The organism is Salirhabdus euzebyi (assembly GCF_014207435.1).
Taxonomy (GTDB): Bacteria; Bacillota; Bacilli; order Bacillales; family Alkalibacillaceae; genus Salirhabdus; species Salirhabdus euzebyi.
Genome location: NZ_JACHGH010000007.1, coordinates 63,287 through 81,160 on the forward strand (window position 1 = coordinate 63,287; position 17,874 = coordinate 81,160).

A 17,874-nucleotide genomic window follows, 5' to 3' on the forward strand; every position below is an offset into this window, starting at 1 on the left:
TCCCATTAACATGACAAGTTACTTGTATCGTTTAGGTGTTTTTTTAGTGTGTCTAAAAAAATTAAACATGCTATAAGTAATCAACGACCTTATTGTTTTTTCTTCATTATAAGGAGCTTCTAGTTTATCATAAATAATTTTTACTAATTGTGTATATTGTGTTGTTGTAAGATCAGTGAACCTTACTCCTAGTTTTAGCTGATTATTTTTATTCAGCCATACAATCTTAGCTTTTAAGTCTTGAATTTCTTTTACACAAAGATCTAAAGAACTACCAAGCTCAATAGAACCATTAAAATTTCTCAGTTCTATACGTGCACCCGTTTCGCTAATATCCATTATTGTACAAGGTATATTTGGTACGTCATTAATTGTGCAAAAACATTGATCATGAATATTGCTTCTTTCACTTTCTCGGTATCTAGGTCGGTCAAATGCAATGAGAATAGAGGCCACAATAGCAATTAAATTATAAAATGCCCAAAAAAGATTTATGACATATAAGCTCAATAGAATATCATTGTTTGAATAAAAAGCAAATCCAAATTTAATGATGCCAACTATCGTTAAAATCATTAATAAAAAATGCGGAAGAGCTAATTGCCATCTGAAAATCCGACTACCTTCTAAAACCCCTTTTCTTGTTACATGAAAGTTAAATTTCTTTTTTAGAAATAGCTCTGATAATGCTGAAAAAGCCATATAAGGTGCCATAGCTGTTTCGTAAACATGGCTCCACATAAAGTTTCGTTGCTTTCGAGAGGCAATACTAAAAGCGAGCACACTGGTTACATAGGACGGTAGCCAAAAAATGAGAATCGAGGTAAGGGTTGCTTCTAGTACATAAACACCAAATACAAGGAAAAGAATCGGAGCCAAGATATAAATCATTTTATACACACCGAAAAACCAATAAACAATGCCGTCAAAATATAATATTTTTTGCATGAAAGAAAGGCCATGATAAGTAAGCGGATTCCATTTTCGGGCACACTGAATATTTCCTCTGCACCAACGGTCTCTTTGTTTAAGTAAATCTGACCAGCTTTCTGTTGATAAACCGACAGCCAATGCCTCATTAACAAAAACGGACTGATAATTTTTTGATTGTAGGAGCATACCTGTTGCCATATCTTCCGTAATAACACCTGTAGCGAATCCACCAATAGTTTTTAAAGACTCTCTTCGAAATAAAGCATTACTCCCGACATACATAACAGCATCGTATCTATCTTTTCCTTGTTCTAAATGACGCATGAAAAAATCTTGTTCATTCGGTATATTTGTTTCTGAAAACAAATTATATTGAAACGGATCCGGATTATAAAACACTTGAGGTGCTTGGACAAATGAAACCTTTGGATTGACGAATTGTCCGATAGTTCGTTCTAAAAAAATGGATTTAGGAATCATATCAGCATCGAGTGTTACAATAATTTCCCCTTTTGTACAACGAAGTGCGTAGTTTAAATTCCCAGCTTTTGCATGACTATTATCAGCTCGAGCAATATAACCAATGGCGAATTCTTCAGCCAACTTTTTGATTTCTTCTCTATTACCATCATCGCATATATAAACATGAAGGAGGTCTTTGGGATATTTTAAGTAAGAACACGCTGCAACCGTCTTTTTCAAAATCTTTGCTGGTTCATTATAAGTCGCAATGAAAACATCGACAGTTGGTAATTTTTCGTGTTCTTTCATTGGAATGTGCCTTCGCTTAAATGGTTTCCAGACGAGTAAATAAAAAACAAACATTTGAAAATAACCTATCCACTCTGTAATTAAAAGTAATAATCCGAAAGAAAATCCAAAGCCACTTGTAGTTGGGATAGTAAAAAAAGTTCTCCAAATTAAATAAATGAAAGTTATGATTAACACTAATCCATATAACAATTGTTTTGCTTTATCTGAATAGCGGGAAGTAAAATATAAAAAATAAGCAAGTAAGATTACAACGATTGGGAAAATGTAGTCCCATATATGAATAGAAAGCAAAATAATCCTCCTTGTTGTGTGAGCATACCTTTATTATTTTTCATAATCTCGCTTTTATGATGGAAACAGTAAAACTAGATGTATAGTGAAAATAAATCTTTCCTAAGTATATAAAAAAGTTTATAGTCTTTTTATAACATCAAAAAGAAATTCCGAGAGGATGAAAGTGTTGAATTTGTGGGAGTTTTTTGTAGCAGTAATTCTAGGATTAGTAGAAGGATTAACTGAATTTGCCCCTGTCTCATCTACGGGACATATGATTATAGTCGATGATATGCTTTTACAATCAAAAGAACTATTTTCTAAAGAGGTAGCTAATACATTTAAGGTTGTTATACAACTTGGTTCTATTATGGCTGTTGTCATTTTATTTAGAGAAAGATTTATTCAACTATTATCGTTGAAACAGTTTGTTGGGAAAAAAGGAACGCAGGAAAACCAATTGAATCTTAAAATCATCTTAGTAGGCTTATTACCGGCTGGTATATTGGGCTTTTTATTTGAAGATTATATTGATGAATATTTGTTTTCCATTAACACCGTTTTAGTTGGTTTAGTAGTAGGGGCATTCTTAATGATTGCTGCAGATTTACTCCGTCCAAAAACGAATATCATTCAAACAGTAGACCAAATTTCTTACCGTCAAGCTTTCTGGATTGGGCTGTTTCAATGCTTAGCCTTATGGCCGGGTTTTTCTCGTTCAGGGTCCACAATTTCAGGAGCTGTTTTGTTAGGTTTAAATCACCGAACTGCAGCAGATTTTACCTTTATTATGGCAGTGCCAATTATGTTAGGAGCAAGCACCTTATCTTTACTAAAGAACTGGCAATACTTCACAATTGATGCTTTACCGTTCTTTATTGCTGGTTTTATCAGCGCATTCATATTCGCGCTTCTATCCATTAAATTTTTCCTCAAGCTTATTAATAAAATAAAATTAATCCCATTTGCTATTTACCGTATCGTCTTAGCGGCTCTCATTTATGTATTTTTCGTTATGTAGGGTTATGAAAAGACAGCAAAACACTCCGTGTGTTTTTGCTGTCTTTTTATTTGGTAGCTCTTTATTGCACGCTTTCAGCAATTCCGATTGCGTCCTCTTCTGTCAGATCATCAGCCATGATAGAGAGTTCTACAAAAACATCATCAACTTGCCAATTTATAAAATACATTCCTTCCATTTCAATGATAGTCCCTGGTCCATCATTAATAGTTATTTCTCTTATTTCTTCTTCTGGTACATCTTCTAACCCAAACTGGTCTTCAGCCATTACAGTGAAATCAATAAGATTATTGTTATTCGTGAAACTGAAAACAGCAAATCCTATATCTTCATCATAAAAACTTTCGGTTAATTCATAGCCTGGTGGTAAGTTTGTAATTTCCGGAATATAAAAATCAGCTTGTTCCTTTATTTCCTCTGGAGATATATCTTCATATATTTCATCATCCATTGTTATTATTTCAGCGTCTTCTGGAGCTTCAAAATTAAAAGTGGCATCATCTATATCTATGTTGTACTCAACATCTTCATAAAGGATTACGGAACTGAAATCCCCGTCTGTCGTTGCAATTTTAACAGGTAACCACGTTTCTTTGTCCAACCAAAAGTCTACAGTACCGTTACCCAATACATCTGTATTTTCTTGTTTGGGTGTCATGGTTAAATGATATGCATCAAACGGAGGAAGTTCTTCTTCTCCAACAAGCGATACCGAATTGTTTTCTATTAAGTAAGATAATAACTCATTCATGATTTGGGCTTCTTCAATATAATCAACAGCTTCTCCAGACTCTTCAATCATGACTTCATTGGTTGCCTCATCATATATCCAAGAAGTTTCTCCATTACTTACAATCGTCATTCCGTTTTCAAAATCAACTCTATATCGATTTGGACTTTCCACCCACTCTTCATAACGATATGTTTCGTCTTGATCATCATAATGAATGGTATTCGTTATTGTTGCGTGGTATGAACGTATATCTTTTTGTGCTGCAGTGGCATTTTCTATGATCTCCTCAACAGTTAGATCCTGATTACATCCGACCAAACCGATAATAAGGAATAACGCTTGAAAAATAATAATGTGCTTTAATCTGATATTCATAAGAACCCCCCATTAAAATAATGGATATACTCTTATGATGTGCCATTTGAAAAAATATATTTGAAAAAAACCCAACAGCTAAAAATAGATAGGTAACAACACTTAAACGATGTGCTGTTACCTATCTATTCATTCTTGGACATAAATTCTTTTCCCAGTTGTTGGGTTGTAGTAGATAAAAACTGGCTGGTTTGTTTTATTATCCAGGAAAGATTCAGATGTTTTTTGAAACCCTTCTGGAACATCAGCTACTGGAATATATTTTGTTGTTGCACTTTTTTTATCCGTTCGGTTTGTGAGTAACAAAATAACAATAAATAAGACAAGTTGAAAAATAAAATAAGCTACAATGAACTTCCACATCTTATTGCTTTTTCTCCAACGTAACAGCAGTCCCGTAGGCTACTATTTCACTCATGTTACTGCTAATGTTTCCAGAGTCAAAACGAAAAGCGATAATGGCATCTGCTCCCATTTGTTGGGCGTTAGCAGTCATACGATCCATTGCTTCTTTTCTTGCTTCTTCCAGCATTTCCGCATACTGTTTAATTTCTCCCCCCATTAAGCCTTTAATAGAAGCGGTAATATCTTTTCCTAAACCCCTAGCTCTTACAGTCAATCCAACTGCAGGACCTTTCACTTCCTTGATTTCATATCCTGGTACATGCTCCCCGGTTGAAATAATCATATTAATCCCTCTTTTCTCACATTTCGTAATAGTTTATACGGTTTTAAATGGTATTGGTTTCATTAAAATTAATTCGACAAATAATAAATATTTCCTAGGACCTCAATTTATATTTATTATTTCTAGTAGCAAATCAATTGACAAACTTACTATTTGTAAGTACCATATAATTAGTAATTAAAGTTATATAAAATAACCTTGAGGGAGAGATTTAAAAATGGCAAAATCAAAATGGAAACTTGACGATAACCATAAAAGTGTAGAATTCGTAGTAAAGCATATGATGATTTCAAAGGTAAAAGGTACTTTTAAAGAATTTCAAGCAACTATTGATGCGGATCCGGAAGATTTAACAACTGCTGACATTGAGTTTGTTATTGATTTGAATAGCATTGACACCGGGAATAATGACCGTGATAACCACCTTCGTAGCGGGGATTTCTTTGATGTAGAAAACCACCCTAAAATGACTTTTAAATCGAAAAAGGTCGTTAATAAAGGTGAAGGCGAATATGACGTGGTAGGCGATTTAACTATTCGCGGAACTACTAGAGAAGAAACATTCAAAACAACGTATGAGGGTAAAGGAGTAGATCCTTACGGAAATGAAGTAGTTGCCTTTAGTGTAGAAGGTAAAGTTAATCGTAAAGACTACGGATTAGTTTGGAACGTTGCGTTAGAAACTGGTGGAGTATTAGTCGGAGAAGATGTTAAATTCACCATTGAAACAGAAGCTTTAAAAGCAGAATAACGATAAAAAGAAGAGATGTCCATTAGGGCATCTTTTTTAATGGACTTAAGTCGTCTTAGTGATTTATTCATCGTATGAAACAGATACTAGTTATTCAGTCTCTCTAGCGGTTTACAAACGATAAATTTTTCTTTTTACCATTATTCCAAGATAAGGTATATAATAAAAAATAGGATAAGAGAGGAGGTTACCCAGTGAACTTTAATAGAGCCTTAGGGCATAATTTGGAATTAAAAAATGATAATTTTTCTTCTAAAGGGACAAGTCTGCCCTTTTTTAGTAATTTTATATTTTTTTAATTCATTTCACTGGGTGACTTTTATAGAATAGTTCTTTTTATTTAAAGGCACTTTCCTGTGGGGAAGTGTCTTTTGTGCTATAGGAAAATATAAATTTTAGCAATGAAGATGTCTCGACGTAGATAAAAGTTTTAAGTCTATAGTTTAAGTACAACTATGCTTTCGCGCTTCGTTCAAAGTCGTTGCACTATTCAAGTTTTTCATAAGGTTGGAGGAGAAGATTATGGAATTGAGTTTACATATATTTAGGAATAAAAATTTTTTGCTATATTTCATTATAGTGTGGGTATCTTCCTTAGGGGATTCTATCTTTATTATTGCTTTAACTTGGTTATTAGTAGAAATGACAGGTTCACCTTTAATTGTAGGTTCCTACTTGTTTGCAGTTGGAATCACAAAAATGATATTTGTTTTATTCGGTGGCGTCATTGTTGATCGGGTTGATGCAAGAAAGCTATTAGTTCTTTCAAATATAATACGAGCATTAATGATGTTTATTTTCCTTATGTTTATCATGTTTGGTTTGCCACCATTGTGGTTGTTTTATGTGGTTGGTGTTCTCTTTGGAGCAGTCGATTCGATAGCTGAACCTGCAGGTATCTCTTGCAGAAAAAGAATAGTAAAGGAGGAGCACTATACACAATCTATGAGCTTACTTATGGTGGCGAGTAATTCTTCATATATTATTGGGCCTATGATTGGAGCAACACTTATAGCCTTTGGAGGTATGTGGCTAGCGATTTTAGTTAATGGCTTATCCTTTGTGCTTGTCGTTATACTATTTATGTTTATTTCATTTCGTGTAACAGATGAAGAAGAAATAGTAAGCAAGTCTTTTATCAAAAGCCTCTTGGAAGGATTTAAGTATTTTGTGAAAACCCCAGTAATAGTAGCGATGTCAACACAAGCCTTTATTACAAATGCTTCCGTTGGAGCTGCTATGATTTCTATACCATTTTTAATAAAGAAATATGAATTAGGTGTTGAAAGCTATGGTTTAATCCATACCTTTTTAGGTATTGGAAGTGCTATTGGTGCCCTTCTTTTTATCGTTTTTACGATAAAAAGGCCAAAGCCTTATATGGTTCTAATTACGGTTTTTATTCAAGGTGCACTTATTATGTTAATTGGGTTTAGTCATCAACTAATTTTCCTTGCTATAATGTTTCTCTTTATAGGTGTACAAGAGTCTGCAATTAATGTTTTAGCACCTAGTGTAAATCAAACAATCATCCCAAATAAAATGTTTGGAAGAGTAATAGGTATTATGATTTTAATTATGGGTAGCTCCACACCCATTTCTCAAGCTTTATCTGGTTGGTTAATGGAGTCACTTAAACCAGAAATAATGTTTGTTGGAGCAGGGATCTTACAAATGTCCGGTGCAATTGCGACCTATTTAGTACCTGCAGTTCGCAATTTTGGTAAATGAGACTAAAAAGGAGAGAAGAAAAGATGGTATTGGTAAGAAAGGCATTATTTAATGATATATATGGAATTAGAAGGGTTTGTGTAGAGGGGTATAGAGCTACCTATAAAAACCTATTATCAAATGATTATATTGAACGTACGATAGATAAATTTTATAATCTAGACCGTTTAGCAAATGAGGTTACGAATCCTGAAGGGTGGGACGGCTGGTTTGTTGCCCTTGAAAACGGAGAAGTAGTTGGAGCTGGTGGTGGTGGAATGACTAGTGAAAACACGGGGGAGGTTTTTGTTTTATATCTAGATCCGACAAGAAGAGGAGAAGGAATCGGAAGCCTCTTACTAAAAGCCATTTCGGATGAACAATTAGCAAAAGGGGCAACGGAACAATGGGTTTCCGTACAAATGAATAATGAGAAGGGTATTCCTTTTTATAAAGCACGTGGGTTTCAATATCATTCCGAACAAAGAACCTATGAAAGTGAGAAAGCTGATCACGCTATATCCCTGCGCCTAGTCAGAAAGTTGCAACGTGATTAAGCTTGATAATCTTCGGAAGAATCGTTATCCTCTAGTTAAATAGCAAATTCACTAGATAGTGGGGGAATAAAATGTTTTGGTTACTAGTTTGTATAGCAATTGTACTAGCAGTATTAGGTCTATCACTAATGGCGATTTCGAAAGGTTACTCCTATCAGCATAAAATTGATCCCCTGCCAGGTGATGAAGATAATACAGAAGAAGAAAATAAAACAGGTGAAAAAGGCTAAATGTAAAACCTTTTCACCTGTTTGGATTTAGTCATGCATAATTTACTACACCGTTTCTATCTATAACATCAATCTAGGTGAAAAGAATCTTGTATAAATAGCCATTTACGAGAACCTTTTTATCGAGAAGGGTTCTAAATCATATGGCATAGTTTTATTTTCGATAAGTTGGCTTAATATTTCACCCACGACACTACCAAACTTAAATCCGTGTCCGGAAAATCCACAAGCAATGGCTACATGTGGATGATTCGGAAGCTGATCTATAATAAAATCCCCATCAGGTGTATTGGTGTAAATACACGTTTTTCCTTGTTTGAAATTTCCTGCCTTCGGAAAGTACTGGCGTAAAACGTTAGAAACATCTGCTTTATCTTCTTCATACTTTCCGAACTCTTCTATTGGTTCCTCTATACTGATGGGGATTCCGCCATCATGTCTTCCTATCTTCACACCTGCTTGATCAATGTTGGGAAACCCATAATACATGCCCTCCTTTACATCCATCGTAAAAGCAGGAAATTTAGAAGGGTGATAAGTTTCCCCATTATCATCAAACCAGGAAAATGTCTTTCTCACTGTTTGTAATGGTAGGGAAAGGTTTAGTGTCTTTAACAATTTTGATGCCCATGCACCTGCTGTGACAATTAGGGAGTGTGATCGATATGTTTCGCCCTTCATTTGAACAGCAACACCATTGTTTTCCAATTGTATATTGGATACAGTACTATTCATTTTTAAAGTTGCCCCGTGTGATTTCGCTAATTCTTTATAACTAGAAATACACGCTTCACTAAACAGTACACCAGATGTCTTCTCAAGACACCCTACATAGTGGGCTGGTAGAGCAAAACCAGGCCACCTACGGTTAATTTCACTCCCTGTTAACACTTCTATTGGCAAGTTGTGTTTATTTGCACTAGCTTGCACCTCTTTTACAAAAGGTGAATTTTCTTCGCCTATATTTATTACCCCTGTTTGTTCGAATATTTTCTTTCTTGTTTCCTTTTGTAACTCTAACCATAGTTTCTGTGCACGTAAGGCCAAAGGTACATAGGTAGCACCTTCTCCGTATGCATGACGAATGATCCTTGTTTCCCCGTGATGAGATCCATTTGAATGTGGCGGATCAAAAGAATCTACTAAGAGAACAGATTTTCCTTGCCTTGCTAAATAATAACCTGAGGCCATTCCCATTGACCCAGCCCCAACAATAATCGTGTCATATTTCATTTGTTTACCTCCCCGAATGCAACTGTTATGTAAATTAGAAGGAATTTTACCATATAACAGCTAATAAAGAAAACCTGACTAGGTCCATTCTTGGGTTTAACAAGTGCAATGTTTTGTACATTCTTTTGTGAGAGTGATATAATTACGGAAATTAAATAATTTCCTTCGGGGTCGGGTGAAAATCCCAACCGGCGGTGATGGAACACGATTGTTCCTCAGTCCGTGACCCGCTCGGTAATGTATTATCGATCGGTGGACCTGGTGTAACTCCAGGACCGACAGTATAGTCTGGATGGGAGAAGGATTTTGTATTTCTTGTTAGAGTAGTGCGTCTGTTAAATCCAATAACAAACGTTTATTTCGTGTTGTTATTGTTTTCATACCATTACTTCATACATGTAAATTCTCTCCCTCCTAGATTTTATCTAGGGGGGATTTCTTATTTTGGGGGTTACAATCATGAATGACGAGTATTACATGGAATTTGCCTTATCTCTCGGAAAAAAAATAGTAGGACAAACTAGTCCTAACCCACCAGTCGGTGCAGTTGTTGTGAATAACGGTCAGATTGTAGGCTTCGGAGCACACTTAAAGGCTGGCGGACCACACGCAGAAGTGCATGCATTAAATATGGCGGGAGAAAAGGCGAAAGGTTCTACCGTATATGTAACATTAGAACCTTGTAGTCATCATGGTAGAACTCCTCCTTGTGCGGACTTGTTAATTAACAAGGAGGTAAGCCGTGTTGTAATAGCAACAACTGATCCATTTGAAAAGGTTGCTGGAAATGGAATTAAGCGACTTCAGGAGGCGGGATTAGAAGTTGAAGTTGGTGTTCTAAAAGAAAAGGCAGATGAAGTGAACGAGCAGTTTTTTCACTACATAAAAACAAAAAAACCGTACGTTACACTGAAATCAGCAACAAGTCTTGATGGAAAAATTGCTACAGCAAGTGGAGAAAGTAAATGGATCACAAGTGAAGAGGCAAGATTAGATGCTCACAAGTATCGCCATAGTCATGACGCTATACTCGTTGGAGTCAACACAGTACTAAAGGATGATCCTAGTTTAACTACTAGATTACCTGTTGAGGGGAAAAATCCAATTCGGATAATTTTGGATACGAACTTACGAACTCCGTTACATGCAAAAGTTATGACGCAAAATGATGCAAATACTTGGATTGTAGTTGGTAAATCTGTTAGGCGAGAGGAAAAAGAAGCCTATCTAAACTATAATCATGTTGAAATAATTCAGCTCACTAATGAGACAATTAATATAAGCGAACTGCTTCATGTTTTAGCAGAAAAAAGTATTATGTCTGTTTTTGTGGAAGGTGGAGCTGAAGTGAATGGCAGCTTTTTAAAAGTTGGAGCGGTAAATCAAGTAATCACATACATGGCACCTAAGCTAATAGGAGGAAAAAATGCCCCTACAGCCATAGGTGGTGCAGGTATTGATTCTTTAGAGGTAGCGTTACCATTACAAATAATATCAATAGAGAAAATTGGACCAGACATAAAAATCATTTCAAGGGTAGAAGATGACACTTAAATAATTGGTAAGGATGATAAACATGTTTACAGGAATTATTGAGGAACTTGGAGTTATTAAAAACATCAAGAAAGAAGAGCAGGCAATTGAAATGACTGTAAGTGCTAATGAAATTCTTCGTGATGTGAAAATGGGAGACAGCATTGCCGTTAATGGTGTATGTCTTACGGTTACAGATTTTACAAATGAGTATTTCACAGTTGACATTATGCCTGAGACGGTTAAAGCAACCTCTTTAAAAATGTTGAATGTTGGTTCGAAAGTTAATCTAGAAAGATCCATGCATGCTAATGGGAGGTTCGGTGGCCATTTTGTTTCTGGACATGTGGACGGTATTGGGAAAATAGTGGAAAAGAATCGAGTAGCGAATGCCGTTTACTATAAAATAGAGGTTCCGCCTACTCTTTCCCATTTATTTATGTTAAAAGGGTCTGTTGCGATAGATGGAACGAGCTTAACGGTTTTCGGTGTAGAACAAAATGTTATTACCATTTCACTTATTCCTCATACACTAACAAACACCGTTATTGGAGACAAAAAAGAAGGGGATATCGTGAACATAGAGTGTGATATGTTAGCGAAATATGTTGTAAATATGCTTTCGAATAATGTAAGTCAGTTTAAAAAAGATAGATCGAACATAAGCGAAGATTTCTTAAAGGACAACGGGTTTATTAACAGTTAATTTTCAGAAGAATACCTGCTTGGCATTAACATAAAAGGAAGTGATGATATGTTTAACACGATTGAAGAGGCTATAAATGATTTAAAAGCTGGGAAAGTAGTTATTGTAGTAGATGATGAAGATCGTGAAAATGAAGGGGATTTTGTAGCACTATCAGAAAAAGCAACTCCAGAAGTGATTAATTTTATGATTAAACACGGTAAAGGGTTAGTCTGCACAACCATTACGGAAGAGCTTGCAATAAAGCTTGAATTACATCCGATGGCTCGCCAAAATACAGATCCTTATGGGACAGCGTTTACTGTAAGTATTGATCATAAAAGTACGACAACAGGAATTAGTGCACTAGAACGTTCTACTACGATTACGGAATTATTAAATCCAGACTCTAAACCTACTGATTTTAAAAGGCCAGGACACGTTTTTCCTATTGTAGCAAAAAGTGGTGGAGTGTTAAGACGTGCAGGTCACACAGAAGCTTCCGTAGACCTAGCAAAATTAAGTGGAGCTTTCCCGTCCGGTGTTATTTGTGAAATCATTAAAGACGACGGGACAATGGCTCGTGTTCCTGATTTAAAAGAAATCGCAAAACAATTCGATCTAAAACTTATTACGATTAAAGATTTAATTGAATACCGCAACCAAAAGGAAAAACTAGTTAATCGAGAAGTAGAGGTGAAATTACCTACAGAATTTGGTGATTTCAAGGCCGTTGCTTACACAAATGCAGTAGACAACAAAGAACATATCGCTCTTATTAAGGGGGATATTGATCCTGAGCATCCAACACTTGTCCGTGTTCACTCAGAGTGTTTAACTGGTGATATATTTGGCTCCTATCGGTGTGACTGTGGCCCACAGCTTCATGCTGCGTTAGCTCAAATAGAAGAAGAAGGTAATGGTATTCTTCTATATATGCGTCAAGAAGGAAGAGGCATTGGATTGATAAATAAACTACGTGCCTATAAACTTCAAGAGCAAGGCTATGACACGGTAGAAGCAAATGAAAAACTTGGATTTGCACCAGATTTAAGAGACTATGGAATAGGCGCTCAAATATTACGTGATTTAGGTGTGCAAAAAATGCGACTATTAACAAATAATCCAAGAAAAATAAAAGGATTAAAAGGTTATAATCTAGAGGTTACAGAAAGAGTACCTATTCAGTTACCACATAGGGCAGAGAATGAAAACTATATTAAAACAAAACATGAAAAATTGGGGCATATGCTTCAATTCCACAATAACAATTAAAGCAGGAGGAATAGAAATGGGTAAAGTATTTGAAGGAAGTTTAGTAGGCACAGATTTAACAGTAGGTATCGTAGTAGGGCGTTTTAATGAATTTATTACAAGCAAGCTACTAGGTGGAGCAGTCGACACTTTAAAAAGACATGGAGTAGATGAAAATAACATAGATATTGCATGGGTACCGGGTGCCTTTGAAATCCCATTAGTTGCGCAAAAAATGGCTAGCTTAGAAAAGTATGATGCAGTTATTACACTAGGAACAGTCATTCGTGGTTCAACTCCTCATTTTGACTACGTTTGTAATGAAGCGGCAAAAGGGGTATCACAAGCTTCTCTAAAAACTGGTAAACCAGTTATTTTTGGCGTTCTTACAACAGAATCTATTGAACAAGCTATTGAGCGTGCTGGCACAAAAGCAGGTAACAAAGGTAGTGAATCTGCTGTTGCGGCTATAGAAATGGCTCAATTAGTAAAAACTTTAGGATAATAAACAGTAAAAACTAGGATTGTAAAAATCCTAGTTTTTTTAATACTCGAAGAAACTCCTATAAAGGTTTAAAGTAAAAAATGCGGTATGACTTGGCAAATCACAATATTTTATACAGTAGAAAATATTGTGATTTGTTAAGACAGAGTATACTATGAGGAAAAAGGAGTGAGAGGGAAATGTCAAAAAAAGCACTTATCAATATTGACTATACATATGACTTTGTAGCTTCTGATGGGCAACTAACGTGTGGTGAACCGGGACAAAAGATTGAAAAAAAAATTGTAGAATTAACAGAGCAATTTATAAAGGCCGGCGATTATACTGTTTTTGCGATAGATGGACATGATGAAAAAGATGTCTATCATCCTGAAACAAAACTATTTCCACCACACAATATAATTGGTACTGCTGGCCGAGAACTTTATGGAAAATTAAATGATCTATTTACAGAATACAATCATCAAGAGAACATTTATTATATGGATAAAACACGCTATAGTGCATTTGCTGGAACTGATTTGGAAATGAAATTAAGAGAACGAAATATAAAAGAAATTCATCTAGTTGGGGTTTGTACGGATATTTGTGTTCTGCATACTGCTGTAGATGCTTATAATAAAGGTTTTGATATTGTTGTCTATAAGAATGCAGTAGCCAGCTTCAATCAACAAGGACATGAATGGGCACTTGGTCATTTTGCTAACACTTTAGGTGCTAAAATCATATAGTAAAATTGACTTTTTGAAAGAGAATTTGTATAGTTTATTTAATTCAAATAATTGGAAACGATGAGAAGGATTAGTAAATGGCCCTATTTTTTGACAGAGAGGAAATCAATTTGCTGAAAGATTTCTATAGAATAGTCATTGAACCTACCTTTGAGTTCAGTATGGAAACATACTTGCGGAGATATATCCGTTATCGTAAGGAAGTGTACAGTGCAATTTTGCTGTGAATTAGGGTGGTAACGCCAAACCTCGGTCCCTTTGTGTAGGAAGGGACTCGAGGTTTTTTTATTTTCTCCATTTCAAATATTTAGGGAAAAATATTCATTAACAACTAAAGCGAGGGATAAACATGTCAAAGAAAAAACAGTTCGTTGAAGAAATTACTTCAATGGATCAGGATTTCGCAAAATGGTACACAGACGTAGTAAAAAAAGCAGATTTGGTTGATTATGGTCCAGTTCGTGGATCTATGATTATTCGTCCATATGGATATGCAATATGGGAAAACATTAGAGATGTGCTAGACAAGAAAATAAAGGATACAGGGCATGAAAATGTGTATATGCCACTATTCATACCAGAAAGCCTATTACAAAAGGAAAAAGATCATATTGAGGGTTTTGCTCCAGAGGTTGCTTGGGTAACACATGGTGGATCAGAAGAATTGGCGGAAAGACTTTGTGTACGTCCAACCTCTGAGGTGCTTTTTTGTGAGCATTATAAAGATATTATTCATTCTTATCGAGACTTACCAAAGTTATATAATCAGTGGAGCAACGTTGTCCGTTGGGAAAAAACAACAAGGCCTTTCCTCCGATCTTTAGAATTTTTATGGCAAGAAGGTCATACCTGTCACGCTACAAAAACAGAAGCGGAAGAAGAAACGTATAAAATGCTAGAAGTGTATGCATCCGTTTGTGAAGATTATTTAGCCATACCTGTACTTAAGGGTAAGAAAACAGAAAAAGAAAAGTTTGCTGGTGCCGACTTCACTCTAACTATTGAAAGTATGATGCATGATGGAAAAGCGCTTCAATCGGGTACTTCACATTATTTAGGAACAGGTTTTGCCGAGGCATTTGGTATCCAATATACTGACCAAGATGGTGAATTGAAACATGTACATCAAACATCTTGGGGGTTCACTACACGCCTTATAGGAGCAATAATTATGGTTCACGGAGATGATAGAGGTTTAGTAGTACCTCCTAAAGTTGCTCCAACACAAGTAATGATTGTACCAATTGCTCAACATAAAGAGGGAGTTTTAGATAAGGCATATGAATTAAAAGAGCAATTAAGTAATCAATTCCGTGTTGGAATTGATGCAAGTGATAAAATGCCTGGTTGGAAATTTAATGAATATGAGATGAAGGGTATCCCTTTACGAATAGAAATTGGACCTAAGGATATAGAAAAGAACCAAGCTGTGTTGGTGAGAAGAGATACAGGAGAAAAGGTGTTTGTAGATTTAAATGATCTCGAAAGTGAAATCACAAGTACATTAGAAGACATTCAACAAGAGCTGTTTCAAAAAGCCTTGAACAATAGAGAAACGAAAACATCTGTAGCAATAAATATGGGCGAGTTCGAGGATGCTTTAACAAGAGATGGTGGTGGATTTGTTAAGGCGATGTGGTGTGGCAAATTAGAGTGTGAAGAAAAAATTAAAGAAGAAACGGGCGCTACTTCTCGCTGTATTCCTTTTGAAGAAGATAAGCTTGCTGATAACTGTGTTAGCTGTAATGAACAAGCAAAACACCTTGTTTATTGGGGGAAAGCATACTAAAAAGAATAGGTGAATATATGATAATAACAATATTAGGGAAGCAAGATGCATCAGCATATTGGGAGTTAAGACTACAAGCTTTACAGTTACACCCTGAAGCTTTTGGAACGAGCTATGAGCAAGCCATTCAAACAGAAAATCCAATTAAACAGTCGGAAGACCGACTAACTAGTGACCATAGCATAACGTTTGGTGCCTTTGTTAATGAAAAACTAATTGGCATAATAACCATTTTATTTACAACAGCAGATAAAATGAAGCACAAGGCAGAATTAGTTGGTATGTATGTGGAAAAAGAGTATCGACATCAAGGAATTGGAAAGCAATTAATTTTAAAAGCTATTCAAACAGCTAGAAGAAAAGGCTCTATAGAACAAATAAATTTGACCGTCGTATCCTCTAACGTTTCAGCTGTTCATTTATACAAATCAATTGGATTTGAGGTATATGGGGTAGAAAAAAGCGCGTTGAAGTTTAATGGTAAATATTTTGATGAGGATTTAATGGTTATTTTTCTTTAATGCATAGCCCATTTTTAACTGGTGAGGTGCCTCTAGTTATATGTCTTGCATAGAGTGTTAGTGATTTGATTAAAGAAAGGATTTGGGAATATGGAGAATCGTCAAACACTAGCATGGCACGAATCTTTAGAGCTTCATGAACTAGTTGCATTTAAGTCTATTGGATTAATGAAAATGAAAAAAGCGCTACCTATGATTACAGATCAAACATTAAAAGGATTATATGAACGTGGGATTAGAGAATGTTCAGAGGATCTGAAAGAATTAATGGGTTTTTATGAAAATGTCCCTACCCCAATGGAAAAAAGAGAAGACGACCTTCGCAACGATGCGACCTTTTTTGAGGGGGATTTACTTGCCTTTACGAAGGCCGGAGTTCGGAATTATGCTATTGCTGTTACCGAAACAGCAACACCTCAACTTAAAGAAGTATTAATAAAACAACTTAACAAAGGGATAATCTTACATGACACGGTTTACCGTTACATGTACAAGAAGGGCCACTATCCTTCCTACAACTTGACGAAGCTATTTGAAAATGACATGAAGTTAGCGAACCAAGCTCTCTCTATGTAAAACGCTAAAAGAGTACTCCCTCATAGGAAGTACTCTTTTTAAAATGAATAGTACTTTAGGCTTTCTTTGTTCTTGGTTTGGCAGGGTCACAGTTTGGGTAGGCTGTATTTGAAGATTCAGCTAGCTTGATCAAATAATAACATTCTTCTCTTGCCATATGATCAGCCATTAACGCTGAAAAAGTACTTAATACTTTTTCGCTCAGTTCCAATTCTTCTACCTCTTGTAAAAAAGTTCGGAATAAAGCCATTTCTATTTCCACATCTTTATTAAAGCGATCAAGTGCTGGAAAAGATTTTAAATTCGTGCGTAAGTAACCAGTTAACTCGACAGCCTTTAAATAAAACCCTTCAAAATGTTTCGTGAACGTTTTGCTTTTTTCTTTAAGCCTTTTTTCTACGCCGTCCAATTCATCGTTAATAGCACCGGAATGACCATATGCATCTTGTAGCCAAATTAAATGGTGATGTAATTCATGAAATATAGGTACAGGTTTTCCTTTTTTTAAATATTGTAAAACAGTGATATATTCGTCTAATTCATTAACCATATGGTTTATAAACGTTGGAGAAAGATGGATTTTCACTTTACCTTTTAAGCTATTTTCCAATAGGGAAAGCTTAAAATCCCGAAATTTATTTGCTGCTTCAACAATATCATTTGTAAAGGAAATCAAATCGTTTTCACCAATATGGTGTGCCCAATGTAAGAAGTCATCAAATAGTGTTCGAAAAGATTTAGCTTGCTCAATTTCTTTTGATTCTTGTGGATATAAAGAATCTCTAATAAATCGTGCATGATCCCCCAAAACCTGTAACCAAAAAGTGTGTTCAAATACAGCACTTTCCTCAAATGTTTTCAATGGACTCCCCCTTTCGTTTTTAGACACATAGTTCCCTTAGCTATATGTAAGCTTCCGGATACTTGCGCTTTATCTTTATAATATATTCTTGTTACTGTTTGTCTTAGTAAAGCTTTTTTAAAATGTAAGGAGTGTAAAGC

At 35.5% G+C, this 17,874-nt stretch carries 19 protein-coding genes, 1 riboswitch and 1 other annotated feature; of the genes, 13 read left to right on the forward strand and 6 right to left on the reverse strand.

Annotated features, from left to right (window positions below; translation table 11 throughout):
- Nucleotides 1-18: 18 nt before the first annotated feature.
- Complete coding sequence (locus HNQ94_RS12465; RefSeq protein ID WP_174496823.1) at nucleotides 19-1,998, reverse strand: glycosyltransferase family 2 protein; 1,980 nt, start codon at nucleotides 1,996-1,998, stop codon at nucleotides 19-21.
- Nucleotides 1,999-2,158: 160 nt separating this feature from the next.
- Here HNQ94_RS12465 and HNQ94_RS12470 point away from each other — a divergent pair, with 160 nt between their 5' ends.
- Entirely contained in the window at nucleotides 2,159-3,001 is an 843-nt protein-coding gene (locus tag HNQ94_RS12470; protein ID WP_174496822.1) for an undecaprenyl-diphosphate phosphatase, read from the forward strand.
- 61 nt (nucleotides 3,002-3,062) lie between these two features.
- On the opposite strand, the gene HNQ94_RS12475 is transcribed toward HNQ94_RS12470, so the two are convergent.
- From HNQ94_RS12475 to HNQ94_RS12485, 3 genes are all read right to left on the reverse strand, one after another.
- Complete coding sequence (locus HNQ94_RS12475; RefSeq protein ID WP_174496821.1) at nucleotides 3,063-4,109, reverse strand: DUF4367 domain-containing protein; 1,047 nt, start codon at nucleotides 4,107-4,109, stop codon at nucleotides 3,063-3,065.
- Between the two features lie 129 nt (nucleotides 4,110-4,238).
- Nucleotides 4,239-4,472: a hypothetical protein gene (locus HNQ94_RS12480; protein WP_174496820.1), complete on the reverse strand. Its 234-nt coding sequence runs from the start codon at nucleotides 4,470-4,472 to the stop codon at nucleotides 4,239-4,241.
- A gap of 1 nt (nucleotide 4,473) precedes the next feature.
- Nucleotides 4,474-4,797 (reverse strand): YbjQ family protein, encoded by a 324-nt coding sequence (locus HNQ94_RS12485; protein ID WP_174496819.1) that lies wholly within the window; start codon nucleotides 4,795-4,797, stop codon nucleotides 4,474-4,476.
- A 217-nt stretch (nucleotides 4,798-5,014) separates the two neighbouring features.
- Between HNQ94_RS12485 and HNQ94_RS12490 the strand changes: the two genes are divergently transcribed.
- The 4 genes from HNQ94_RS12490 (at nucleotide 5,015) to ytzI (ending at nucleotide 8,045) form a co-directional block, all read left to right on the forward strand.
- On the forward strand, nucleotides 5,015-5,548 hold the full coding sequence (locus tag HNQ94_RS12490; RefSeq protein WP_174496818.1) for a YceI family protein: 534 nt from the start codon (nucleotides 5,015-5,017) through the stop codon (nucleotides 5,546-5,548).
- A gap of 522 nt (nucleotides 5,549-6,070) precedes the next feature.
- On the forward strand, nucleotides 6,071-7,279 hold the full coding sequence (locus tag HNQ94_RS12495; RefSeq protein ID WP_174496817.1) for an MFS transporter: 1,209 nt from the start codon (nucleotides 6,071-6,073) through the stop codon (nucleotides 7,277-7,279).
- Nucleotides 7,280-7,302: 23 nt separating this feature from the next.
- The gene (locus HNQ94_RS12500; protein ID WP_174496816.1) at nucleotides 7,303-7,815 is read left to right on the forward strand and encodes a GNAT family N-acetyltransferase; all 513 of its coding nucleotides are present in this window, start codon (nucleotides 7,303-7,305) and stop codon (nucleotides 7,813-7,815) included.
- Nucleotides 7,816-7,886: 71 nt separating this feature from the next.
- Nucleotides 7,887-8,045 carry a YtzI protein gene (ytzI, locus tag HNQ94_RS12505; protein ID WP_174496815.1) on the forward strand — a complete coding sequence of 53 codons (159 nt, stop codon included), beginning with the start codon at nucleotides 7,887-7,889 and terminating at the stop codon, nucleotides 8,043-8,045.
- Between the two features lie 105 nt (nucleotides 8,046-8,150).
- On the opposite strand, the gene solA is transcribed toward ytzI, so the two are convergent.
- Nucleotides 8,151-9,278 (reverse strand): N-methyl-L-tryptophan oxidase, encoded by a 1,128-nt coding sequence (solA, locus tag HNQ94_RS12510; RefSeq protein ID WP_174496814.1) that lies wholly within the window; start codon nucleotides 9,276-9,278, stop codon nucleotides 8,151-8,153.
- A 157-nt stretch (nucleotides 9,279-9,435) separates the two neighbouring features.
- Nucleotides 9,436-9,586: riboswitch (FMN riboswitch) on the forward strand.
- A gap of 151 nt (nucleotides 9,587-9,737) precedes the next feature.
- Between solA and ribD the strand changes: the two genes are divergently transcribed.
- From ribD to HNQ94_RS12550, 8 genes are all read left to right on the forward strand, one after another.
- Complete coding sequence (ribD, locus tag HNQ94_RS12515) at nucleotides 9,738-10,832, forward strand: bifunctional diaminohydroxyphosphoribosylaminopyrimidine deaminase/5-amino-6-(5-phosphoribosylamino)uracil reductase RibD (RefSeq protein WP_174496813.1); 1,095 nt, start codon at nucleotides 9,738-9,740, stop codon at nucleotides 10,830-10,832.
- 22 nt (nucleotides 10,833-10,854) lie between these two features.
- Complete coding sequence (ribE, locus tag HNQ94_RS12520; protein WP_174496812.1) at nucleotides 10,855-11,517, forward strand: riboflavin synthase; 663 nt, start codon at nucleotides 10,855-10,857, stop codon at nucleotides 11,515-11,517.
- Nucleotides 11,518-11,565: 48 nt separating this feature from the next.
- The gene (locus HNQ94_RS12525; protein WP_174496811.1) at nucleotides 11,566-12,771 is read left to right on the forward strand and encodes a bifunctional 3,4-dihydroxy-2-butanone-4-phosphate synthase/GTP cyclohydrolase II; all 1,206 of its coding nucleotides are present in this window, start codon (nucleotides 11,566-11,568) and stop codon (nucleotides 12,769-12,771) included.
- Between the two features lie 16 nt (nucleotides 12,772-12,787).
- Nucleotides 12,788-13,255 (forward strand): 6,7-dimethyl-8-ribityllumazine synthase, encoded by a 468-nt coding sequence (gene ribH / locus HNQ94_RS12530; protein WP_174496810.1) that lies wholly within the window; start codon nucleotides 12,788-12,790, stop codon nucleotides 13,253-13,255.
- Nucleotides 13,256-13,434: 179 nt separating this feature from the next.
- Nucleotides 13,435-13,986: a cysteine hydrolase family protein gene (locus HNQ94_RS12535; RefSeq protein WP_174496809.1), complete on the forward strand. Its 552-nt coding sequence runs from the start codon at nucleotides 13,435-13,437 to the stop codon at nucleotides 13,984-13,986.
- Nucleotides 13,987-14,037: 51 nt separating this feature from the next.
- Nucleotides 14,038-14,247, forward strand: a binding site (T-box leader).
- 88 nt (nucleotides 14,248-14,335) lie between these two features.
- Nucleotides 14,336-15,775 (forward strand): proline--tRNA ligase, encoded by a 1,440-nt coding sequence (proS, locus tag HNQ94_RS12540; RefSeq protein WP_174496808.1) that lies wholly within the window; start codon nucleotides 14,336-14,338, stop codon nucleotides 15,773-15,775.
- Nucleotides 15,776-15,795: 20 nt separating this feature from the next.
- A complete protein-coding gene (locus HNQ94_RS12545; RefSeq protein ID WP_174496899.1) occupies nucleotides 15,796-16,296 on the forward strand; it encodes a GNAT family N-acetyltransferase in 501 nt (166 codons plus the stop codon).
- A 90-nt stretch (nucleotides 16,297-16,386) separates the two neighbouring features.
- Nucleotides 16,387-16,872, forward strand: coding sequence for a spore coat protein (locus HNQ94_RS12550; protein ID WP_174496807.1), 486 nt, complete (start codon nucleotides 16,387-16,389; stop codon nucleotides 16,870-16,872).
- Between the two features lie 55 nt (nucleotides 16,873-16,927).
- On the opposite strand, the gene HNQ94_RS12555 is transcribed toward HNQ94_RS12550, so the two are convergent.
- Complete coding sequence (locus HNQ94_RS12555) at nucleotides 16,928-17,734, reverse strand: DUF2935 domain-containing protein (RefSeq protein ID WP_174496806.1); 807 nt, start codon at nucleotides 17,732-17,734, stop codon at nucleotides 16,928-16,930.
- Nucleotides 17,735-17,874: the final 140 nt, after the last annotated feature.